The following is a 22,034-nucleotide window of genomic DNA, read 5'->3' on the forward strand; positions in this document are numbered from 1 at the left end:
GCCTTGTGCAAGGCTCAAGGGGCTCTTCGCCGGCAAACGCAACAGCGCCCGGCGCGGCTACGAGATCGGGCGGTTTTTTGCTTCGATCCATTGCGCCATGTATTGGGTGCTCTTGTGATGATGGTGACGCAGCATGGCCCCGGTGAAGTTGTCCCGCCGCAGTTGCGCCAGGTGCTCGCGGCCGTGCAGCAGGCGCTGGATCAGCGCCGGGCCGTGGACCTGCTGCCGGTAGCGCGCCTCAAGCAAGCGTGCGCCATCCGCCTGGGCCTGGTTCCACAGGTGCTGATCCTGATACAGGCGCACTGCCGCCGCCGCGATGGCGCTGGCGGACTCTGCCACCACGCCCGGCCAGGGCAGGTTCCCCACGGACATGGATTCGCTGCCCACCGGCGTGGTCACGCTGGGGGTACCACAGAGCATGGCGTCCAGCAGCTTGCCCTTGATCCCGGCGCCGAAACGCAAGGGTGCCAGGCAGACCCGCGCCGCGCTCATGACCTGCAGCGCATCTTCGGCCCAGTTCATGATGTGAAAGCCCTGGGCCGGGTTGTGCAGTGCCGCCGCCTTGGGCGGGGTGTAGGCGCCATATAGATGCAGTTGTGCGCCAGGCAGTTGCTGGCGGATCAACGGCCACACCCGGTTCTTCATCCACAGCACGGCGTCCCAGTTTGGCGCGTGGCGGAAGTTGCCGATGCTCAGGAAGTGCGCCCGCTGGGCAAACGGCACGAACGACTCTGGCAACTGCTCCAGCATCAACGGGCACCAATGCAGCAGGGTCGGCGGCAGGCGGAACTGCTCGACCAGCAGTTCGATCTCCACCTGCGAGATCATCAGGCTCAGGTCGCAGCGGTAGATCGCGGCAATTTCGCGCTTGGCCAGGTCGGTCTCGGCCATGTGCTGGAACTCCTGTTCCGCTGCCTGGGCGAACAGCGCACTGAAGTCATCTTCGTCGGCGTGGCGCTTCAGGTGCTCCTTGAGTCGCTGGTGCCGGGCGTGGCGCAGGCATTGCAGGTCCGAGGTCTCCAGCACCCGCAGGGCATTCGGGCAGTGTTGCTCCACACGCCAGCCGAACTGCTCCTCCATCATGAATTGATCGAACAGCACAATGTCGGGCGCCAGTTCGGCGACGAAACGGTCAAAACTGCTGTTATTGAGCTCGATCGGGCATTCGCGGATGCCCAGGGCGCGCAGGTCTTCCTTGTGTTCGCCTTCGTTGGCCGGGCTGGCGAAGGTCAGCTCCCAGCCCTGCTCGAGAAATCTCTGGAGGATCTGCATCATGTGCCCGCCGGCCGCAGAGGAGCGGGGCTCGGGCCAGACGTAACCAATGATCAGGACTTTGGTTGCGGCAGTGGGACTCATGAGCGGCTATTCCTGGCAGGCGAAGGCAAAAAAAGGCCGCCATTAAACCACAGTGGGCAAGCGGCTGATCCGGCCGCCCGTGGATTCAGCCGAGGATGCTGCGCACCTTGTCCCGCAGTTGATCAATGGAGAAGGGTTTGCCAATCACCGACATGCCGCTGGGTACCTCGATGGATTCGGCGTAGCCGCTGGCGAACAGCACCGGCAATTGTGGAAGCAGTTGGCGTGCACGTTCCGCCAGCTCGCGGCCGTTCATTCCAGGCAGGCCGACATCGGTCATCAGCAGGTCGATGTGTTGCCCGTGCTCTTCCAGGAGCTTGAGCGCGGTGTCGCTGCCATCGGCCTCCAGAACACTGAATTCGAGCTCTTCAAGGACATCGACGATCAACATGCGCACGATGGCATCGTCTTCTACGACTAGGATGGTGGAAGCGCTGTCGGGCATAAGGTCACTCTCGAAAAAATGAATTCGCTGGGCGGCGCAACAGCCGGCCCTGTGCATCAGTAAGTGCCGGGTTGCCACAAGTTCCCGAAGCTGTACAAAAAAATAGGATTGTACAAGCATTGGCAAGAATAACCGCTTCCATTGTCCCAGGGCAGGCCAAATTGCGGTGACACACGCATTGGTTATAAAAAATAGCTGCGGTGACTGAATGTGGGGCAAACTTCGTTTTTTTACCTGCGCCAGGTCCATCAAATGATCCGTCCGTCCTCGGTTGATGAACAGAGTTTCCGCAAACTGCTGACCCGCAACGTCAGCCTGCCGCTGGGCGTAGGCGTGCTCAGCGCGGTTTTTTTCGTCTCGTTGATCACTTACCTGCTCTCGGTGATCCAGTGGGTGCAGCACACCGACCGGGTGATCAACAATCTCAATGAGGCGGCGCGCCTGAGCATCGACCTGGAAACCGGCATGCGCGGCTTCCTGATCACCGGCGACGAACATTTTCTCGACCCTTACGAGGTGGCCAAGCCACGCATCGTCAGTGAGCTGCGCGGCATCCAGGTGCTGGTGGCGGACAACCCGCAGCAAGTGGACCGGCTCAAGCGCCTGGAAGCCTTGCAGGTGGAGTGGAACAGCTTCGCCCAGGGGATGATCGAGCTACGTCGCCAGAACGGTGATTATCGGGCGGTGGTGCAAGCCGGGCGGGGCAAGCGCTTGACCGACGAGATCCGCAAGGAGTACGACGACGCGGTGGACATGGAGCAGCAGTTGCGGGTCAGCCGCAACGCCGACGTCAGTCGCACCACGATTCTCAGCGTGAGCCTCTATCTGCTGTTCGTGGTGGGTATCAGCGGCTTGCTCGCCTATGTCGGGCGCCGTGACCTGCTGGCGCTGTCGAAGAGCTACAGCGACAACCTCGAAGCCCAGGAGCAGAGCTCCCGGCGCCTGGAGCAGCAAGCCTGGTTGCGCAACGGCCAGACCGAGCTGGCCGAGCAAATGCTGGGTCAGCTGACGCTGAACCTGCTGGGGCGCAATATCCTGCAGTTCTGCGCCCAGTACCTGGGCTCGCCGGTGGCGGCGCTGTATGTCCGTGAAGAACATGGCGGCCTCAAGCGCGTGGCGTCTTACGGCTTCTCCCGGGAGCAGGAGGCACAGGAACAGGCGCTGTACGGCGACGAAGGCCTGGTGGGACAGGCCGCGCAGCACAAGCGGTTGATTCGCCTGGACGATGTGCCGGCGGATTATTTCAAGGTCAGCTCCGGCCTTGGCGACGGCGCGCCGCGCAGTGTGCTGGTGATGCCGACCCTGGACGATGGCCGGGTCAACGGGGTGATCGAGCTGGGTTTCCTGCGGGCCTTGAGCGAGCGTGATGTCGAATTGCTGGAGCTGATTGCCAGCAACATCGGCACCTCCATCGAGGCCGCGCGCTATCGCCAGCGGCTGCAGGAAGTCCTGGCTGAAACCCAGCAGCTCAACGAAGAACTGCAGGTGCAGCAGGAAGAACTCAAGACCGCCAACGAAGAGCTGGAAGAGCAGTCGCGGATTCTCAAGGAATCCCAGGCGCACCTGGAAACCCAGCAGGTGGAACTGGAGCAGACCAATGAACAGCTGGCCGAGCAGGCGCAGATCCTGGTGGACCAGCGCGATGCCATGGACCTCAAGAACAGCGAGTTGAACCAGGCGCAGGTGCAGTTGCAAGAGCGTGCCGAAGAGTTGCAGCGCTCCAGCAAGTACAAGTCCGAGTTCCTTGCCAACATGTCCCACGAGCTGCGCACGCCGCTCAACAGTTCGTTGATCCTGGCCAAGTTGCTGGCGGAGAACCCCCAGGAAAATCTCAGCGCCGAGCAGGTCAAGTTCGCTGAGTCGATCTACTCGGCCGGCAATGACCTGCTGAACCTGATCAACGACATCCTCGATATTTCCAAGGTCGAGGCCGGCAAGCTGGAAGTGCGTCCGGAGAATGCCAGCGTGCCGCGCCTGGTGGACGGCCTGCGCAGCCTGTTCCAGCCGTTGACCGCGGACAAGGGCCTGGACTTCAAGGTGGAACTGCAGCCGGGAGTACCGCAGATGCTGTTCACCGATTGCCAGCGGGTCGAGCAGGTCCTCAAGAACCTGCTGTCCAACGCGGTCAAGTTCACCGAGAAGGGCCAGGTCAGCCTGAGCGTGTCCGCCCAGCCGGGGTCGAGGATTGCCTTCGCTGTGCAGGACTCGGGAATCGGCATCGCCGGGGATCAGCAGGAAAGCATTTTCGAAGCCTTCCGCCAGGCCGACGGCACCACCAATCGACGTTACGGCGGCACCGGTTTGGGGCTGTCGATCTCCCGGGACCTGGCAGCCCTGCTTGGTGGCTCCATCAGCGTCAGCAGCGAACCGGGTCGCGGCAGCATTTTCACCTTGGTACTGCCGGAGCAGTACAGCGAAGCGCAGCAACCGGTGCTTGCGCCACGGGTCTCGGCAGTGTCGGTCGTGGCGCCGCAAGTGCTCAGCCCGGCGGCTCCTGTGGCTGAGGTCGAGCCGGTGCAGATTCCGCGCTTCGCCGATGACCGGGACAAGGCTCCGTTCAGCAGTCGCTGCATCCTGGTGGTGGAAGATGAGGCGAACTTTGCACACATTCTCTTCGATCTGGCGCACGAGCTGGGTTACCACTGCCTGGTAGCCCACGGCGCCGATGAAGGCTACAGCCTGGCCGCCGAATTCATTCCCGACGCAATCCTGCTGGACATGCGCTTGCCCGATCACTCGGGCCTGACCGTGCTGCAGCGGCTCAAGGAACATGCCCAAACCCGGCATATCCCGGTGCATGTGATTTCGGTGGAAGACCGGGTCGAAGCGGCGATGCACATGGGCGCCGTGGGCTATGCGGTGAAACCCACCACCCGCGAGGAACTCAAGGATGTCTTCGCCCGCCTGGAAGCCAAGCTGACGCAGAAGGTCAAGCGCGTGCTGCTGGTGGAGGATGACGACCTGCAACGGGACAGCATTGCCCGGCTGATCGGTGACGACGACATCGAGATCACCGCCGTGGGCCTGGCCCAGGATGCCTTGGACCTGCTGCGCGAGAATGTCTACGACTGCATGATCATCGACCTCAAGCTGCCGGACATGCTCGGCAACGACCTGCTCAAGCGCATGTCCACCGAGGATATCCGCTCATTCCCACCGGTGATCGTCTACACCGGGCGCAACCTGACCCGTGACGAAGAGGCCGAGCTGCGTAAGTATTCGCGCTCGATCATCATCAAGGGCGCCCGTTCGCCGGAGCGCCTGCTGGATGAAGTGACTCTTTTTCTGCACAAAGTCGAATCCCAGTTGTCCCATGAGCGGCAGAAGATGCTCAAGACCGCCCGCAGCCGCGACAAGGTGTTCGAGGGGCGCAAGATCCTCCTGGTGGATGACGACGTGCGCAACATCTTCGCCCTGACCAGCGCCCTGGAACACAAGGGCGCGGTGGTGGTCATCGGTCGCAATGGTCATGAAGCCATTGCCAAACTCAATGAGGTCGAGGACATCGACCTGGTGCTGATGGATGTGATGATGCCGGAGATGGACGGTTATGAAGCCACGGTGCAGATCCGCAAGGACCCGCGCTGGCGCAAGCTGCCGATCATCGCGGTTACCGCCAAGGCCATGAAGGACGATCAGGAGCGCTGCCTGCAGGCCGGCTCCAATGATTACCTGGCCAAGCCCATCGACCTTGACCGGCTGTTTTCGCTTATCCGCGTGTGGCTGCCCAAGATGGAAAGAATTTAGTGGAGCGTAATACCGAGATCGAACTGCGTTTGTTGATCGAAGCTATCTATCTGAAATACAGCTACGACTTCCGCGACTACTCCGGCGCTTCGATCAAGCGCCGGGTCAACCACGCCTTGCGCCAGTTCGAGTGCAAGACCATTTCCGCGTTACAGGAACGGGTGCTGCACGACCCGACTGCGTTCATGCAGTTGCTGCAGTTCCTGACCATTCCGGTCAGCGAGATGTTTCGCGACCCGTCGCACTTCCTGGCCATCCGCCAGGAAGTGGTGCCGCTGCTCAAGACCTATCCGTCGATCAAGATCTGGATCGCCGGTTGCAGCACGGGCGAAGAGGTCTATTCCATGGCCATCCTGCTGCGCGAAGAGGGGCTGCTGGAACGCACCATCATCTACGCCACTGACATCAATCCCAGCTCCCTGGAGAAGGCCAAGCAAGGCATCTTCTCCCTGGAGAATGTGCGGGCCTACACCCACAACTACCAGCAGGCCGGCGGCCAGTGCTCCTTTGCCGACTACTACACGGCGGCCTATGACTACGCGATCTTCGACAAGAGCCTGCGGGACAACGTGACCTTTGCCGATCACAGCCTGGCAACCGACAGCGTATTCTCAGAAACTCAGTTAATTTCGTGTCGTAATGTATTGATTTATTTCAATAAAAAATTGCAGGATCGAGCCTTTGGGTTGTTCCATGAGTCGCTCTGCCATCGTGGGTTCCTGGTCCTGGGCAGCAAGGAAACCCTGGATTTTTCCGCCTATGGCAAGCACTTCGAACCCTTGGTCAAACAAGAACGGATCTACCGCAAGACATGAACCAGCAGATTGCCAGCCTGGGTATCTGGCCGCGAGTCGAGGCCATTGTGGTAGGGGCCTCGGCCGGTGGCGTCGAGGCCTTGCTGAGCCTGTTCAGTGGCTTGGCCCAGGGTTTTCGCCTGCCGGTGATCGTGGTCCTGCACCTGCCCGACGAACGTCGCAGCCTGTTGGCGGAGGTTTTCGCCCGACGCCTGGCGCTGCCGGTGAAGGAGGCCGAGGACAAGGAGCAGATCGTCCCGGGCACGCTGTACTTCGCCGCCCCCGGTTATCACCTGTCGGTGGAACAGGATCACAGCCTGTCCCTGAGTCAGGAAGAACGCCTGCACCATTCACGGCCGGCCATTGATTACCTGTTCGAGTCCGCCGCCGATGCCTATGGCGCGCGCCTGGCTGCAGTGCTCCTCACCGGAGCCAGCCAGGACGGCGCCCGGGGGCTGGCCGAGGTCAAGCGCCAGGGCGGCCTGACCATCGTCCAGGACCCCGATGAAGCCCATGTGTCGACCATGCCGGATGCAGCCTTGGCCCTGCACCAGCCGGATTACATCCTCCCTTTGCGCGGCATCAGCCGTCTGCTTGTCGAGCTGGAACGAATCGCATGTTAAGTAATATTCAAGCCAAGCTGCTGATCGTCGACGACCTGCCAGAGAACCTGCTGGCCCTGGAGGCGTTGATCAAGCGTGAGGACCGTACGGTGTACAAGGCACTGTCGGCCGACGAAGCCTTGTCGCTGCTGCTCCAGCATGAGTTCGCCATGGCCATCCTCGACGTGCAGATGCCCGGCATGAACGGTTTCGAGCTGGCTGAGCTGATGCGCGGCACCGAGAAGACCAAGAACATCCCCATCGTGTTTGTCAGCGCTGCCGGGCGCGAGCTCAACTACGCCTTCAAGGGCTACGAGAGCGGGGCGGTGGACTTCCTGCACAAGCCCCTGGATATCCACGCGGTGAAGAGCAAGGTCAACGTCTTCGTTGATCTGTATCGCCAGAGCAAGGCCATGAAGCAGCAGGTCGAGGCCCTGGAGCAGAGCCGGCGTGAACAGGAGACGTTGCTGCAAAAGCTCCAGGCCACGCAGAACGAACTGGAGCAGGCGGTGCGCATGCGCGACGACTTCATGTCCATCGTTGCCCATGAGGTGCGCACGCCGCTCAATGGCCTGATCCTGGAAACCCAGCTGCGCAAGATGCACCTGGCCCGGGAGAACGCTGCGGCCTTCAGCCTGGACAAGATGCATGCCATGGTCGATCGCGACGAGCGCCAGATCAAAAGCCTGATCCGGCTGATCGAGGACATGCTGGATATCTCGCGGATCCGTACCGGCAAGCTGTCGATCCGGCCGTCGCGTTTCGACCTGGCGCAACTGGTGCACGGCCTGGTGGAGAACTTCGCGCCCCAAGTGGAGGCGGCGCAGTGCTCGCTGACCCTGCAGGCCGAGCAGCCACTGGAAGGCAACTGGGATGAGTTTCGCATCGAGCAGGTGGTTTCCAACCTGTTGACCAATGCCTTGCGTTACGGCGCCAAGAGCCCGATCGAAGTCCGGGTGTATGCCGAGGACGGCGAGGCCCGGGTTGAAGTCCGGGATCACGGGATCGGTATCAGCGAAGACAACCAGAAACGTATTTTCCAGCAGTTCGAGCGGGTCAGCGCCAGCCACGTGGCTGCGGGGCTGGGCCTGGGGCTGTTTATTTCCGAGCAGATCGTCACCGCCCACGGTGGCTCGATCCGGGTTGAAAGCCGTATTGGCGAGGGTGCGCTGTTTCGCGTGGGCCTGCCTCTTGGCGGCGCTGGCTTGTCAGTAAATGAGTAAAAACGTCACGCGCACGCAACCTCTGCGTGACCCAATGGTCGTATCTGCAGCAATTGACCGAGCAAAGGTTTTCCATGAGTGAAGATGCACAAGACGTCGTACTGATCGTCGAAGATGAACCGGTGATTCTGATGCTGCTGGCCGACTACCTGTCGGGCCTGGGCTACTGGGTCTTACAAGCCGAAAACGGTGAGCAGGCGTTCGAGATTCTCGCCAGCAAGCCGCACCTGGACCTGATGATCACCGATTACCGGCTGCCAGGCGGGATCACCGGGGTGATGATCGCCGAGCCGGCGGTGAAACTGCGCCCGGACCTCAAGGTGATCTTCATCAGCGGTTATCCCAATGAAATCCTCGAGTGCGGCAGTCCCATTACCCGCAAGGCGCCGATCCTGGCCAAGCCCTTCGACCTCAGTAGCCTGCACGAACAGATCCAGCGCCTGCTGGCCTGAACCGCCGCTCAGTCACCGACCATTTCCCGCACCTTGGGGGGCAGCAGGTCAAAGGTGAAGGGTTTGCTGATCAGCTGCATGCCGGGGTCAAGAAAGCCGCCACGGACGGCCGCGCGCTCGGCATAGCCAGTGATGAACAGGACCTTCAATTGCGGGCGCATCTGCCGCCCGATCTCTGTCAACTGCCGGCCATTCATGCCCGGCAGCCCGACATCGCTGATCAATGGATCAATACGTTGCCCCGAATCGACAATCGGTATCGCGCTGTGCGCGTTGCCAGCCGCGAGGAAGGCGTAGCCGAGTTTGCCGAGTACCGCACAGATTCGCACCCGCACCGCCAAATCGCCCTCGACGATCAGCCCGACTTCGTGATTTCTCGGATGTTTCCTACAGAGTAAATCTCAGCTTGCGTAGTAGGGTCTGCGATTGACTGAAACGCCGAGGGAACATATGCGTTTGCTCAAAAGTACTGATCCTGGAGCACACGATGCTGAGCCGCCACATTCTGCCGAGGCCACGGTCCGTAAGGCGTTGGCGAGCAATCGAGCAAGTCTTGAAGGCCTGGATGAGTTGTTACGCGAGCACTACACCATCAACAGTGATCGGGACATTCTCGATGCCGTTAGAAATGGTGACTGGGTGTTGGTCGAAAACAGCTCTAGCGCAGGAGGCGGCGGCGGTATTGCTCGCCGCGCCTTAGAGTCAGAACCGGTTTACATCCAGAAAGACCAATGGCCTGACCCCAAGCCCCGTACTGAGCTCATCTTCGCCAAATCCATCAGCACTGCGCCCTGGGGCACCACCAAGGCGGGCACCGACAGCGAGCCAGCGGCAAACTTCGGCAAGACCATGGTTCTGGCGTCCTCAACAGCAGAGGTCGGGCTGGGAAAAATTGCCGGAGAGCTCATCCTAAGAAGTTTCGTTTGGTCACTGGAAGCAAGCGGTACGCTGCTAAAAAATGCTGCAGGTCCTATGGGGCGTGTAGTGATTCTGGCAATGACCCCGACCATGCTCGGTGACGGCTCGTTCTACACCGAAAAACAGTTGCAGGACATGCGCGCCGCTACCACGCGGGTTCGTTTCCAGTTCCGCCGCGATGGCCAAGGTGCTCTCCAGATCTATGGCATCCACACCAGCGCCCAGTCAGGACAAGACTCGGTTCCGGTGATCAAAGCCCAATGGAATGCCGAAAAAAGCGCCATGGAAGCCAACCTCGGCACGATCACGATTATCTGGACGCCCAACCACGGGCCGGTGGTGACAACCCCCACCGCTTATCCTGGCGTGACTGACGAACTGGCTAACATCATGGTCCACCCCATCAGCGAAGGGGGTGACAGCAAGATCGAAGGCTCTCCCATTGATGAGCTGAAAGCCAAAGACTGTATTGTCACGTTCCCGGCTGACTCCGGGATCAAGTCGTTGTACCTGGTTTTTGCCAAACCGATGGTCAATCCGTTGGAGGTTGGACCTGCCAATGACCTGTCCAGTAGAAGTGCAAAGGATGGGTTGGATATTGACCACATGCCGTCGAAGAAAGCGCTGGAAACTTTTTTGAAGACAAACGTTCCCGGCATAACTGATACGAGGATAAAAACCGCCCTACGGAAAGCTCCAAGCATCGCCATCCCGCGCACAGTCCACCAGAAATACAGCGAGACATATGGCGGCAGAAACACCAAAGTTCAACAGGCCAAAGATGCCACAGACCTACGCACGGCTGTAGAGACTAATCTCGATGCAATCAAGCCTTATTTGCTCGAAGAAGGCTTTACCGAAGAGCAGATCGAAACGGCACGCACCGAACTGCACAACCTTCATCAGGAACAAGGCTGGTATTGATATGAACGCAGCAATGATTGATGAGCTAGTTAAAAGCCTTGGGCGTACTTACCCCGAAATGATTGCCTCAGGGATGTATCTACCGGGCGGCCCTCCAAAAGGAATCTTCGAAGACAGCGACACCTTATCAATGTCGCCTGGGCCAGGTATAGAACTGGGATTCTGGGCCAGAAATCAACGGTTTGAAGATCTATTTGTCACTTTTCTAAAAGGCTTCGAAGGAGAACAAACTTACACAGGAAGTCTGCCCTACCAACTCAAAACCAAGATGAACCAGGCTTGGGTCAGATCCCAGTATGGCGAACCGCTGGAATCAGGCGCTCCCTATAGAATCCCTGTGCTGGGTATGACTGGCGGGTGGGATTGCTATCGACTCCCAAGCATCTCCAAAGACATCAATGTGTTGTTCAAGTACAACACTGAAATGGAAGTGGATGGAGTCGTCTTTAGGCTGAACGAAAAGTCGCACGTCTAGCATCTGGAGTGATCTTTTGCCGAAGGCGGTCACCGATCGTTGTCCGGGTTGCGCAATCGCCGCAACTCACCTTGAGCGACTTCTTCCAGTAGTGCGAAGGAGTACCGCCCCAACACATGGATGTGCTCGAAGATCAGCAGTGACGCGAATGCGTTGATGTGGCTGCTTGTTCACTGGCCCGCCGAGGGCCAGCACCGTTCAACTGTTGTCGCGGACAGGCATTCGCCGGTGGCTTACAGACCCTGTTGCAATGCCGGGTCGTCGGGGTTCTGCTGCTCCAGCTGGGCCAGCAGCACTTGGACATTCTGCAGTTGGCCGCTTTCTTTCCAGTAGTTGATCAGCAATACCCGCGCCTTGCGGTTGTAAGGCTGGCGCTGGACGATTTCCTCCAGTTGTTTCTGCGCGGCTTCCAGCTCTTGTTCGCTGTACAGGGTGGTGGCCAGGTCGTAACGGTAGGCGGCGTTGTTGGGCTCCAGTTCCACCGCCCGGGACAGGCCCAGCAAGGCAAACTCGCCCTGGTCGTGGTGCAGCAGCCAGAGCCCCAGGGCATGTTGCAGGTAGGCCGAGTCCTGCTGGGCTTGCAGTTGCTTGGCCAGTAGCTGGCGGGCCGCTTCGCTCTGGCCTTGCTTGTCCAGCACTTCGATCTGCAGCACCACCGCCTGCAGGTTGTCCGGGGCCAGGCGCAGGGCCTGTTCCAGGGTCTGCTGGGCTTTGACCAGGTCGGCGTTGTGCAGGTACAGGCGCGCCAGTTGGTACTGCGCCTCGACGTTGTCGCCCCGGGTCTTGAGCACCTGGGTGTATTCGTCGATCACCTGCTGCAATGGGCCGAAGTACAAACCCTGGTCATCCGGGGACAGGCCCAGCAGGGCATCCACTGCGGCAAACCGCACGCTTTGCTCATGATCGTCGAGCAACGGTCCCAGCAGCAGGCTGCGCTGGCCGTTGGGCACCAGACCGAGCACGCTCTTGATCGCGGCTTTGCGCACTTCGGCCGAGGGATGGTAGAGGTCGGCGTCCGCCAGTTTCAGGGCTTGCGGGCTTGGGTAGTTGGGCAGTACGGCCAGCAGGCGGATGCGTTGCGGATCGCTGAGGTCGGGCCGTCCCAGTTGCTGGTAGAGCATCCGGGCCGCGCCCGGCTGGCCGTTGCGGGCCTTTTCCAGGGCCTGGCCATAGCCATGCTTGATGGCCTCGGGCACCGCCGGCGGACTGCTGCGCAGAAAGCTCCAGGCCAGGGCCAGGACGATGACGATAACCAGGCTGATCAGCAGGTAGCGGCGGGGTCGGGTCATGCAGGAGTCCATAGCTGACGACTTTTTGAAGGCGCAAGCTTCGGTCAGGAATCGGTCCGAGTCAAACCCGCGCTCAGGTCAGCACATATTCCTGGGGTTCCAGCGCTGGCGGCAGGTCGCGCTGCCCCAGTGCCGCCAGGACTTCGCGCTCCAGGCCACGCAATAGAGCGCTGCAGGGCAGGTCATTGTCGTCGTAGCCGAAAGGGTCTTCCAGATCGTTGCCGATCTCGTCCAGGCCCAGGAAGGTGTAGCTGATGATGGCGGTGAAGATCGGTGCCAGCCAGCCCAGGGGCTCGGCCATGGCGAATGGCAGGATGATGCAGAACAGGTAGATGGTGCGGTGCAGCAGCAGGGTGTAGGGAAAAGGCAGCGGGGTGTTCTGGATCCGCTCGCAGGAGGCCTGCACCAGGCTCAGGCTGACCAGCCGGGTTTCCAGCTGGGTGTAGCGCCATTCGCTGATCAGCCCTTGCCCGGCCCATTGCGAACAGCGTTGGCCGATGCGCTGCAACTGGGCATCGGCGAGGTTCGGGTGGCCGGGGTCGAGGCTGGCCTGGGCCCAGGGACGCAGGGCGGCGGCCTCGTCTTCATGGCGTAGGCGGGCGATCAGGCTGTGGGCGAAACCGCACAGGTCCCGCAGCAGGCCCTCGCGTTCCGGATTGCTCTCGATCACCAGGCTTTCCCGGATTAGCGAACGCACTTCGATGATCAGTTGACCGAGCTGCTTGCGGCCTTCCCACCAGCGGTCGTAGCAAGCGTTGTTGCGAAAGCTCATGAAGATCGACAGCGACAGCCCCAGCAGGGTGAAGGGCGTGGCGTTGACCTTGGAGAAATAGCTCGGCTCCAGGGTTTCTACCAGCACGATGGCCGAGGCCAGCAGGGTCACCAGCGCGCAGCGCCAGGCAATGCGCTTGGCGATCGAACCCTTGAGGGCGAAGAGGATGCTGATCAGGTTGGGCTTGGGACGGACAATCATCGGGGATGGGCCAGGGCGACTACACGGCGGGTGGAGATTAGGAGCCTGCCGGCGGCCTGTCCAATCGCTATGCCCGACCGCATGATCGACGGTCTCTATCACCACGCCACCTTGTAGGAGCCGGCTTGCCGGCGGAGCGGGCCTTGAGCCGTGTAGCGTTCTAGCGGGCGCCTTCGCTGGCAAGCCAGCTCCTACGGCTGGCAGGGAATGTGCGGATATTTGCAGGAGCCGGCTTGCCGGCGAAGAGGGCCTTGAGCCGTGTAGCGTTCTGGCGGACGCCTTCGCTGGCAAGCCAGCTCCTACGGCTGGCAGGGAATGTGCGGATATTTGTAGGAGCCGGCTTGCCGGCGAAGAGGGCCTTGAGCCGTGTAGCGTTCTGGCGGGCGCCTTCGCTGGCAAGCCAGCTCCTACGGCTGGCAGGGAATGTGCGGATATTTGCAGGAGCCGGCTTGCCGGCGAAGAGGGCCTTGAGCCGTGTAGCGTTCTAGCGGGCGCCTTCGCTGGCAAGCCAGCTCCTACGGCTGGCAGGGAATGTGCGGATATTTGTAGGAGCCGGCTTGCCGGCGAAGCGGGCCTTGAGCTGAGTGGCGTTCTGGCGGGCGCCTTCGCTGGCAAGCCAGCTCCTACGGCTGGCAGGGAATGTGCGGATATTTGCAGGAGCCGGCTTGCCGGCGGAGAGGGTCTTGAGCTGTGTGGCGTTCTGGCGGGCGCCTTCGCTGGCAAGCCAGCGCCTACGGCTGGCAGGGAATGTGCGGATATTTGTAGGAGCCGGCTTGCCGGCGAAGGCGTCCCCGAGACGAGCAAAAAAAGCCCCGCGACCGAATGATCCACGGGGCAAAAATTTGGTTGGTTGCGGCCAACCAAAGGAGCTCGTTGCAAATCCTTACTTGCTGGCCACTGTCTGTGGCTGCCAGCCGCCACCCAGGGCTTTGTAGATGGCGACGATGCCGCGGTACAGGTCGACTTCGGCCAGGGCCTGGGAGTCTTCGGCCGCCAGGCGTTCCCGCTGGGCGTCCAGCAACACCAGGAAGTCCACGGTGCCTTCGCGGTAGCGGATCTCGGCGAGGTCGGCCGCGGCGCGGCTGGACTCGCTCTGGCGGATCAGCGAGATCAGCCGTTGCTGGCGCTTGCCGTAGTCGCTGAAGGCGTTTTCCGACTCTTCCAGGGCCAACAGCACTTGCTGCTCATAGTTGGCCAGGGCGCCATCGGCGTTGGCATCGGCGCCACGCAAGCGGGCCCGCACGCTGCCCAAATCGAAGGCCGCCCAGGTGATGCTCGGGCCCAGGGCCCAGGCATTGGCCGCACTGGAGCCGATCTGCGAACCGCGTCCGGCGGTGAAACCCAGGAAACCGCTGAGGCTGACCCGAGGGAACAGGTCGGCCTTGGCCACGCCGATACGCGCGGTGGCCGCGGCCAGTTTGCGTTCGGCGCTGAGGATGTCCGGGCGCCGTTGCAGCAGTTCGCCCGGATCTCCAATCGGCAGCGCCTTGGCAATCGCCGGCAATTGGGCCGGCGCAAGGTCGACGGTCAGTTTGTCCGGGCGCTCACCCAACAGGGTGGCGATGCGGTTGCGCTGGCGGGTCTGTTCGGCCTGCAGTTGCGGCACGCTGGCTTCCACCGATGCCAGGCGCGCATCGGCGCGGACCACATCGAGCTGGTCGCCCACCCCGGCATCGCGCAGGCTTTCGGTGATCTTGCGCGATGCCTGCTGGTTGTTCAGGTTGGCCAGGGCGATCTTTTCCCGTAACTGGGCGCCACGCAGTTGGCCGTAGGCGTCCACCAGCTCGGCAATCATGGTGACTTGCAACTGGTAGAGATCGGCTTCGGCGGCCTGCTGGTCGGCGTCGGTGGCTTCCAGGTTGCGCTGGATGCGGCCGAACAGGTCCAGCTCCCAGGCCATGTCCAGGCCCAGGTCGTAGCGCTCGCTGTTGACCCGCTTGCTGGTCTGGCCAGGGATCTGCCCCTTGGCCAGGTCGCTGCTGGCGCGGCTGGTGATGGTGGGCATCGCATCGTTGCTGGCGTCATCGCGAATCGCCCGGGCGGCCCGCAGGCGGGCAAAGGCCACGCGCAACTCGCGGTTGCCTTGCAGGGATTGAGTCACCAACTGGTTGAGGGTCGGGTCATCGAACTGCTGCCACCAGATGCCTTCGAAACGTGCACGGTCAAAGTTCTGCTTGGCGCTGCCATCGGCGGCGGCCGTGATGTTGGCCGCCTCCGGGGCCGGGGTCTTGTAGTCCGGGCCAACGGCACAGGCGCTCAGGGCCAGTACCAGGAGGCTCGGCAGGAAGACTTTCAGGCTCATTGTTGCGCCTCCAGTTGCAGGGCACGGGCCGCTTTGCGGGCTTCGCCACGCTCGACGAAATTACGGATCAGGACGTAGAACACCGGGGTCAGCAGCAGGCCGAAGAAGGTCACCCCGAGCATCCCGGAGAACACCGCGACTCCCATGGCGTGACGCATTTCCGCACCGGCACCGCTGGAGAACACCAGGGGCACCACACCCATGATGAAGGCGAACGAGGTCATCAGGATCGGCCGCAGACGCAGGCGGCAGGCTTCCAGCACCGCCGCCAGCGGGTCGAGGCCTTCCTGCTGTTTATCCTTGGCGAACTCGACGATCAGAATCGCGTTCTTGCACGCCAGGCCCACCAGTACGATCAGGCCGATCTGGGTAAAGATGTTGTTGTCGCCACCGGACATGATCACCCCGGTGATCGCCGACAGCAGGGTCATCGGCACGATCAGGATCACCGCCAGCGGCAGGCTCCAGCTCTCGTATTGCGCGGCCAGTACCAGGAAGGCCAGGAGCACGCAGAGCGGGAACACGAACAGCGCGGTGTTGCCGGAAAGGATCTGCTGGTAGGTCAGCTCGGTCCATTCGTAGGTCATGCCGTTGGGCAGTTCTTCCTTGAGCAGTTTCTCGATCGCCGCTTCAGCCTGGCCGGAGCTGTAGCCGGGGGCAGCGGCGCCGTTGATTTCAGCGGTGACAAAGCCGTTGTAGTGCATCACCCGGTCCGGGCCCGAGGTGTCGCTGACCTTGATGAAGGTCGCCAGCGGGATCATCTCGCCCTTGTTGTTACGCACTTTCAGTTGGCCGATCTGCTCGGACTCCAGGCGGAACTGCTGCTCGGCCTGAACGTTGACCTGATAGGTGCGCCCAAAGCGGTTGAAGTCGTTGGCATACAGCGAACCCAGGTAGATCTGCAGGGTGTCGAAGATGTCGCTGATCGCCACGCCGTGGGTCTTGGCCTTTTCCCGGTCGATGGCGGCATCGACCTGCGGCACGTTGACCTGGTAGCTGGTGAACAGGCCGGCCAGTTCCGGCACGCTACGGCTTTTGGTAATGACGTTCTGCACTTCCTTGTACAGCTCCTCGTAACCCAGGCCGCTGCGGTCCTCGACTTGCAGGCGGAAGCCGCCAATGGTGCCCAGGCCCTGTACCGGCGGCGGTGGGAAGATCGCCATGTAAGCTTCCTGGATGTCGGCGTACTTGCCGTTCAGGGCACCGGCGATGGCCCCGGCGGACATGCTCGGGTCCTTGCGCTCGTTGAACGGTTTCAGGGTCACGAAGACGATGCCGTTGTTCGGGCTGTTGGTGAAGCCGTTGATCGACAGGCCTGGGAAGGCCACTGCGCTTTCCACGCCCGGCTGTTTCAGGGCCAGGTCGGACATGCGCTTGATCACCTCTTCGGTACGGTCCAGGCTCGCGGCGTCCGGCAGTTGGGCGAAGGCCACCAGGTACTGTTTGTCCTGGGGTGGAACGAAGCCGGTCGGGGTATGGGCGAAGCCGAACCAGGTCAGCACCATCAGGCCGGCATACAGGAACAGGGCGATGCCGCTGCCACGGATGACCCGGCGCACAGTCCCCACGTAACCATGGCTTGCTCGTTCGAAGAAGCGGTTGAACGGGCGGAACAGCCAGCCGCCGAAGAGCGTGTCGAGCAACTTGGAGAAACGGTCTTTTGGCGCGTCGTGGCCCTTGAGCAATACCGCCGCCAGAGCCGGCGACAGGGTCAGCGAGTTGAATGCCGATATCACCGTGGAAATGGCAATGGTCAGGGCGAACTGCTTGTAGAACTGGCCGGTCAGGCCGCTGATGAAGGCGGCAGGAATGAACACCGCGCACAGCACCAGGGCCGTGGCGATGATCGGGCCGGTCACTTCACGCATGGCACGCTTGGTGGCTTCGATCGGGGTCAGGCCCAGCTCGATGTTGCGCTCGACGTTCTCCACCACGACGATGGCGTCGTCCACCACGATACCGATGGCCAACACCAGTCCGAACAGCGACAGGGCGTTGAGCGAGAAGCCGAACATGTGCATGACGGCAAAGGTACCGATCAATGACACCGGAACCGCCACCAGCGGGATGATCGAGGCGCGCCAGGTCTGCAGGAACAGGATCACCACCAGCACTACCAGGATCAGTGCTTCGAACAGGGTGTGCACCACCGCTTCGATGGAACCGCGGACGAAGATGGTCGGGTCGTAGACGATGCTGAAGTCCATGCCTTCGGGGAAGCTCTGCTTCAGTTCGGCCATCTTGGCCCGCACTTCATTGGAGATCTCGATGGCATTCGAGCCCGGGCGCTGGAAGATCGGGATCGCCACCGCCGGCTGGTTGTTCAGCAAGGAGCGCAGGGCGTACTGGCTGGAACCCAGCTCGACCCGGGCAATGTCCTTGAGGCGGGTGATTTCACCATTGTCGCCTGCGCGAATGATGATGTTCTCGAACTCTTCCTCGGTGACCAGACGCCCTTGGGTGTTGACCGACAGCTGGAAGCTGGTGGCGTTGGGGGCCGGGGGCGTACCCAGGGCGCCGGCCGCGACCTGGCGGTTCTGCTCGCGGATCGCGGTGACCACGTCAGTGGCGGTGAGGTTGCGCGAAGCGGTCTTGTTCGGATCGAGCCAGACCCGCAGCGAGTAGTCGCCCATGCCGAACAGCTGCACATCACCGACACCGCCCAGGCGCGCCAGCTCATCCTTGATGTTGAGCAGGGCGTAGTTGGACAGGTAGAGCATGTCGTAGCGTTTGTCCGGCGAGGTCAAGTGCACAACCATGGTCAGGTCGGGCGAGGCCTTGTCGACGGTGATGCCGATGCGTGTCACTTCCTCCGGCAACTTCGGTTGGGTCCGGGTCACGCGGTTCTGTACCTGTACCTGCGCATTGTCCAGGTCGGTGCCCAGGGCGAAGGTGATGGTCAGGGTGATCTTGCCATCAGCGGTGGATTGCGAGGACATGTAGAGCATGTTCTCGACCCCGGTGATCGCCTGTTCCAGTGGCGCGGCCACGGTTTCACCGATGACCTTGGGGTTGGCCCCCGGGAAGTTGGCACGTACCACCACGGTCGGTGGCACCACTTCCGGGTATTCGCTGATCGGCAGCTGGAACAGCGAGATGGCGCCGGCGATCAGGATCAGCAGCGACAGTACCGCGGCGAAGATCGGCCTTGAAATGAAGAACTGGGAAAAATTCATCTTGAGAGTCGTCCCTTAACCGCGCGGTGTCGCAGCGGCGAGTTTCACAGCCGGAGCCGCCTTGGCAGGGGTGACCTGCGGCAGGTTGCTGGCTTCCAGTGCTTGGCGTTGTTGGGCCAGGGCGGCGAGGGTTTCCTTGCTGGCCATGGGGATCACTTCAGGCGTGACCGGTGCGCCCGGGCGTGCCCGCTGCAAACCCTTGACGATGATCGTGTCGTCCTTGCTCAGGCCGTTGCGCACGATGCGCAGGCCTTCGATCTTCGGCCCCAGTTCGACGGCGCGGTAGGCCGGCTTGTTGTCGGCGTCCATCACCAGTACGAACTTCTTGCCCAGGTCGGTGCCCACCGCTTCGTCGTTGATCAGCATTGCCGAATAGGTGCCGCTGCCCACCAGTTTCAGGCGCGCATAGAGGCCCGGGGTGTAGCTGCCTTCGCTGTTGTCGAACACCGCGCGACCACGGATGGTGCCGGTCTTGGGGTTGACCTGGTTGTCGACGAAGTTCATTTGCCCCTGGTGCGGATGGCCTTCTTCATTGGACAGGCCCAGGTACACCGGCGTGGTCTGGCCGCGCTGGCCCTGGCGGGCGAGCTGGGTGTACTTGAGGTATACGCGCTCATCCGCATCGAAGTAGGCGTAGACCTTGTCGGTGGAGACCAGGCTGGTGAGCGGGGTGGTGTCGGCGGTCACCAGGTTGCCGGCGGTGATCTGTGCGCGGCTGACGCGACCGCTGATGGGCGCAACCACGCGGGTGAAGCTCAGGTTGAGCTTGGCTACGTCCAGTTGCGCCTGGATTGCGTCGACCCCGGCGCGGGCTTCCTGGGCGGCGCTGGTGCGGGTGTCGGCAAGTTCGGCGGAGATCGCGTTGCTGCTCAGCAGGCGCTGGCCGCGCTGGGCTTCGTTGGCACTGCGGGTTGCGCCGGCCCGGGCTTGTTGCAACTGGGCTTCCAGGCGCCGTACTTCGGCCTGGAACGGCCGAGGGTCGATCTGGAACAGCAGGTCGCCTTTCTTCACCAAGGCGCCTTCGGTGAACGCCACCTGATCGATCTGGCCTGAGACCCGCGGGCGAATCTCGACGGTTTCCGGGGCTTCCAGGCGTCCGGTGAACTCATCCCATTCGTTGACCGGTTGTTCTAGCACCTTGGCCACGCTGACTTTGGCAGCCGGTGGGGCGGAGGCGGTTTCCGGGGCTTTGCCACAAGCGCTCAGCACCAGCACGGCAAGCGCGGCCAGTGGAAAGCGTAAGAGTTTGACTGACTGGTCCATGGTGCATCCGCCAAGGTAATTTAAGATGGGCGGATGATGCTCGGCGGGGGTGGTATCTCACGAATCGAATGAAGCGAAGGTAACTATCATTCGGAATGATATAAGACCCAAGCAAGCCCTCTAGCATGCACCTTTAGTTAGGTTGCTATCAATTGCTGGGAATGCAATTCAATGTTTCCGTGCCGGTAACAGCGGCCGGGGGAAATGCCTGCTGGATCGGTTCCTCTCTTTACCCGCACCGCTGACAATGCCCATCATGGATCCCGCCGGGTATCACCGGCGCTGGCTTCATCGCGGCCAGCAAGATCACCCTCAATCCAGCGCCGCAGCCCCAGAGACCATCATGCGAATCCACGTCAGTTTCCACGACCGCGTCGGCATTACCCAGGAAGTCCTGGCCTTGCTCGGCGCGCGCAATCTCAACCTGGACGCGGTGGAGATGATCCCGCCGAACGTCTACATCGACGCCCCGGACCTGAGCCAGGCGGTACTCGATGAGCTCAACTACGCGTTACTGCGGGTGGAAGGGGTCAAGGCCGTCGAACGGGTGGACTTGCTGCCAGGCCAGCGTCGGCACCTGCAACTGGACGCGTTGCTGGCCGCCATGAGTGACCCGGTGCTGGCAGTCGATCCTGCGGGCTATGTGTTGTTGGCCAACCCCAAGCTGGTGGAATTGTGCGGTCGCGAGCCGGCGGGGGAGCCGCTGTCGCAGTTGTTCGCCGAATCGGTGCTGGCGCAGACCCTGATCGACAAGGGCTTTCGCCTGCCGATGTGCGAGGTCAACTTCATGGGGCAGGACTTGCTGCTGGATGCCACTCCCATTACCGGTGGGGCACAGCACCGACGGTTGTTGGCCGGCGGGCTGCTGACCCTGTATCCGCCGAGCCGTATCGGCGAGCGCCTGGCCTCGTTGCACCACGATCACGCCGAAGGCCTCGATGCCTTGCTGGGCAAGTCCGCGGCGCTCAAGCAACTCAAGGCCCGCCTGCACAAAGTGGCTGGCCTCGATGCACCCTTGTTGATCCAGGGCGAAACCGGCACCGGCAAAGAGCTGGTAGCGCGCGCCTGCCATGCCTTGAGCGCGCGCCGTGACGCGCCGTTCCTGGCGCTGAACTGTGCGGCGCTCCCCGAAAGCCTGGCCGAGAGCGAGTTGTTCGGCTATTCCGCGGGGGCCTTTACCGGGGCCCAGCGTGGCGGCAAGCCGGGGTTGCTGGAGCTGTCGGACAGCGGCACGGTGTTTCTCGATGAAGTGGGGGAAATGTCGCCTTACCTGCAGGCCAAGCTCCTGCGGTTTCTCAGCGACGGCTGTTTCCGCCGCGTCGGTGGCGACCGTGAAGTGCAGGTCAATGTCCGGGTGTTGTGCGCCACGCACCGCAACCTCGAGCGCATGGTGGCGGAAGGCAGTTTCCGCGAGGATCTGTATTACCGTCTCAACGTGCTCAACCTGATGGTCCCGGCGCTGCGCGAACGTGGCCAGGACATCATCCTCTTGGCCGAGCACTTCCTGCGTCAAGCCTGCACCCAGATCCAGCGTGCGCCTTGCCACCTGGCCCTGGCGACATACCCGCTGCTGCTGGGCAATCGCTGGGCAGGCAATGTGCGGCAATTGCAGAACGTGATTTTCCGCGCGGCGGCGATTTGCGAAGGCGCGGTGATCGATTGCGACGGGCTGGAGCTGGCCGGGACCGCGCTGGTCAGCCAGCAGGTCGGCCCCGAGGAGGTTTCCAGCCTCGAGGCGGCGATGCAGGGGTACGAGAAATCCTTGCTGGAGCGCTTCTACGCAGCCTATCCCTCGACCCGCCAACTGGCCCAGCGCCTGCAGACGTCTCACACAGCCATTGGCCAGCGGTTGCGCAAATACGGGATTTCCTCTCGGTCCCTGGAGTGACGGCGGGGCGGGTGGTTCGATTGTGCTCCAGTGGAGCGATTTCGCTCCGCTTGTGCGTCAGCCATGCTTGGCTGCGGTTGCGCCCGGCCAGGCCGCGGGATGTGCTTGAACCCCTGGAGCGATTTCGCTCCAGGGGTTCACCGGCAAGTTGCCGAAATCTTAATTAACTCATTGATAGTCAAGCATTTACTTCTATTGGCATCCGCC

15 protein-coding genes and 1 pseudogene are annotated in these 22,034 nt (G+C 61.9%); 8 read left to right on the top strand and 8 right to left on the bottom strand.

Translation table 11 applies throughout. The features are described from left to right. Positions 1-57: 57 nt before the first annotated feature. Both GV819_RS12105 and GV819_RS12110 read right to left on the bottom strand, forming a co-directional pair. Positions 58-1,356 (bottom strand): glycosyltransferase, encoded by a 1,299-nt coding sequence (locus tag GV819_RS12105; protein ID WP_161756318.1) that lies wholly within the window; start codon positions 1,354-1,356, stop codon positions 58-60. An 85-nt stretch (positions 1,357-1,441) separates the two neighbouring features. Continuing rightward, positions 1,442-1,801 (bottom strand): response regulator, encoded by a 360-nt coding sequence (locus GV819_RS12110; protein WP_161756319.1) that lies wholly within the window; start codon positions 1,799-1,801, stop codon positions 1,442-1,444. A gap of 252 nt (positions 1,802-2,053) precedes the next feature. On the opposite strand from GV819_RS12110, the gene GV819_RS12115 reads away from it, so the two are divergent. The 5 genes from GV819_RS12115 to GV819_RS12135 all read left to right on the top strand — a co-directional run bounded on the left by GV819_RS12115 (position 2,054) and on the right by GV819_RS12135 (position 8,619). After that, positions 2,054-5,548, top strand: coding sequence for a response regulator (locus GV819_RS12115; protein ID WP_161756320.1), 3,495 nt, complete (start codon positions 2,054-2,056; stop codon positions 5,546-5,548). Beyond that, positions 5,548-6,363 (top strand): CheR family methyltransferase, encoded by an 816-nt coding sequence (locus GV819_RS12120; protein ID WP_161756321.1) that lies wholly within the window; start codon positions 5,548-5,550, stop codon positions 6,361-6,363. Before GV819_RS12115 ends, GV819_RS12120 begins: the two co-directional genes overlap by 1 nt. After that, the gene (locus tag GV819_RS12125; protein ID WP_161756322.1) at positions 6,360-6,965 is read left to right on the top strand and encodes a chemotaxis protein CheB; all 606 of its coding nucleotides are present in this window, start codon (positions 6,360-6,362) and stop codon (positions 6,963-6,965) included. The genes GV819_RS12120 and GV819_RS12125 overlap by 4 nt, the downstream gene beginning before the upstream one ends. Beyond that, complete coding sequence (locus GV819_RS12130; protein ID WP_161756323.1) at positions 6,959-8,167, top strand: hybrid sensor histidine kinase/response regulator; 1,209 nt, start codon at positions 6,959-6,961, stop codon at positions 8,165-8,167. Before GV819_RS12125 ends, GV819_RS12130 begins: the two co-directional genes overlap by 7 nt. 74 nt (positions 8,168-8,241) lie before the next feature. Further along, complete coding sequence (locus GV819_RS12135) at positions 8,242-8,619, top strand: response regulator (RefSeq protein WP_161756324.1); 378 nt, start codon at positions 8,242-8,244, stop codon at positions 8,617-8,619. 8 nt (positions 8,620-8,627) lie between these two features. On the opposite strand, the pseudogene GV819_RS12140 reads toward GV819_RS12135, so the two are convergent. Then, a pseudogene (locus GV819_RS12140) lies at positions 8,628-8,987 on the bottom strand (response regulator); the annotation flags it as partial. An 82-nt stretch (positions 8,988-9,069) separates the two neighbouring features. Here GV819_RS12140 and GV819_RS12145 point away from each other — a divergent pair. Beyond that, positions 9,070-10,461, top strand: coding sequence for an S-type pyocin domain-containing protein (locus GV819_RS12145; RefSeq protein ID WP_161756325.1), 1,392 nt, complete (start codon positions 9,070-9,072; stop codon positions 10,459-10,461). Positions 10,462-10,474: 13 nt separating this feature from the next. Beyond that, a complete protein-coding gene (locus GV819_RS12150; protein ID WP_161756326.1) occupies positions 10,475-10,936 on the top strand; it encodes a DUF6392 family protein in 462 nt (153 codons plus the stop codon). A gap of 233 nt (positions 10,937-11,169) precedes the next feature. Here the strand turns inward: GV819_RS12150 and GV819_RS12155 are convergent, their stop codons facing one another. From GV819_RS12155 to mexE, 5 genes are all read right to left on the bottom strand, one after another. After that, a complete protein-coding gene (locus GV819_RS12155) occupies positions 11,170-12,225 on the bottom strand; it encodes a tetratricopeptide repeat protein (RefSeq protein ID WP_161756327.1) in 1,056 nt (351 codons plus the stop codon). A gap of 73 nt (positions 12,226-12,298) precedes the next feature. After that, on the bottom strand, positions 12,299-13,198 hold the full coding sequence (locus GV819_RS12160; RefSeq protein ID WP_161756328.1) for a bestrophin family protein: 900 nt from the start codon (positions 13,196-13,198) through the stop codon (positions 12,299-12,301). 883 nt (positions 13,199-14,081) lie between these two features. Then, the gene (locus GV819_RS12165; protein WP_161756329.1) at positions 14,082-15,500 is read right to left on the bottom strand and encodes an efflux transporter outer membrane subunit; all 1,419 of its coding nucleotides are present in this window, start codon (positions 15,498-15,500) and stop codon (positions 14,082-14,084) included. Then, positions 15,497-18,676: an efflux RND transporter permease subunit gene (locus tag GV819_RS12170; RefSeq protein WP_161756330.1), complete on the bottom strand. Its 3,180-nt coding sequence runs from the start codon at positions 18,674-18,676 to the stop codon at positions 15,497-15,499. The genes GV819_RS12165 and GV819_RS12170 overlap by 4 nt, the downstream gene beginning before the upstream one ends. A gap of 15 nt (positions 18,677-18,691) precedes the next feature. After that, positions 18,692-19,939: a multidrug efflux RND transporter periplasmic adaptor subunit MexE gene (gene mexE / locus GV819_RS12175; RefSeq protein ID WP_161756331.1), complete on the bottom strand. Its 1,248-nt coding sequence runs from the start codon at positions 19,937-19,939 to the stop codon at positions 18,692-18,694. 343 nt (positions 19,940-20,282) lie between these two features. Between mexE and GV819_RS12180 the strand changes: the two genes are divergently transcribed. Then, positions 20,283-21,827 (top strand): sigma-54-dependent transcriptional regulator, encoded by a 1,545-nt coding sequence (locus GV819_RS12180; protein WP_161756332.1) that lies wholly within the window; start codon positions 20,283-20,285, stop codon positions 21,825-21,827. Positions 21,828-22,034 lie beyond the last annotated feature (207 nt).

It is taken from the genome of Pseudomonas sp. Fl5BN2, from assembly GCF_009908205.1.
In the GTDB taxonomy this organism is placed as follows: domain Bacteria; phylum Pseudomonadota; class Gammaproteobacteria; order Pseudomonadales; family Pseudomonadaceae; genus Aquipseudomonas.

Coding starts and splice junctions, on each gene's coding strand:
- GV819_RS12180 (WP_161756332.1), top strand. CDS start 20,283: ATGCGAATCCACGTCAGTTTCCACGACCGCGTCGGCATTACCCAGGAA.
- GV819_RS12165 (WP_161756329.1), bottom strand. CDS start 15,500: ATGAGCCTGAAAGTCTTCCTGCCGAGCCTCCTGGTACTGGCCCTGAGC.
- GV819_RS12130 (WP_161756323.1), top strand. CDS start 6,959: ATGTTAAGTAATATTCAAGCCAAGCTGCTGATCGTCGACGACCTGCCA.
- GV819_RS12155 (WP_161756327.1), bottom strand. CDS start 12,225: ATGACCCGACCCCGCCGCTACCTGCTGATCAGCCTGGTTATCGTCATC.
- GV819_RS12125 (WP_161756322.1), top strand. CDS start 6,360: ATGAACCAGCAGATTGCCAGCCTGGGTATCTGGCCGCGAGTCGAGGCC.
- GV819_RS12170 (WP_161756330.1), bottom strand. CDS start 18,676: ATGAATTTTTCCCAGTTCTTCATTTCAAGGCCGATCTTCGCCGCGGTA.
- mexE (WP_161756331.1), bottom strand. CDS start 19,939: ATGGACCAGTCAGTCAAACTCTTACGCTTTCCACTGGCCGCGCTTGCC.
- GV819_RS12110 (WP_161756319.1), bottom strand. CDS start 1,801: ATGCCCGACAGCGCTTCCACCATCCTAGTCGTAGAAGACGATGCCATC.
- GV819_RS12145 (WP_161756325.1), top strand. CDS start 9,070: ATGCGTTTGCTCAAAAGTACTGATCCTGGAGCACACGATGCTGAGCCG.
- GV819_RS12160 (WP_161756328.1), bottom strand. CDS start 13,198: ATGATTGTCCGTCCCAAGCCCAACCTGATCAGCATCCTCTTCGCCCTC.
- GV819_RS12115 (WP_161756320.1), top strand. CDS start 2,054: ATGATCCGTCCGTCCTCGGTTGATGAACAGAGTTTCCGCAAACTGCTG.
- GV819_RS12105 (WP_161756318.1), bottom strand. CDS start 1,356: ATGAGTCCCACTGCCGCAACCAAAGTCCTGATCATTGGTTACGTCTGG.
- GV819_RS12150 (WP_161756326.1), top strand. CDS start 10,475: ATGATTGATGAGCTAGTTAAAAGCCTTGGGCGTACTTACCCCGAAATG.
- GV819_RS12135 (WP_161756324.1), top strand. CDS start 8,242: ATGAGTGAAGATGCACAAGACGTCGTACTGATCGTCGAAGATGAACCG.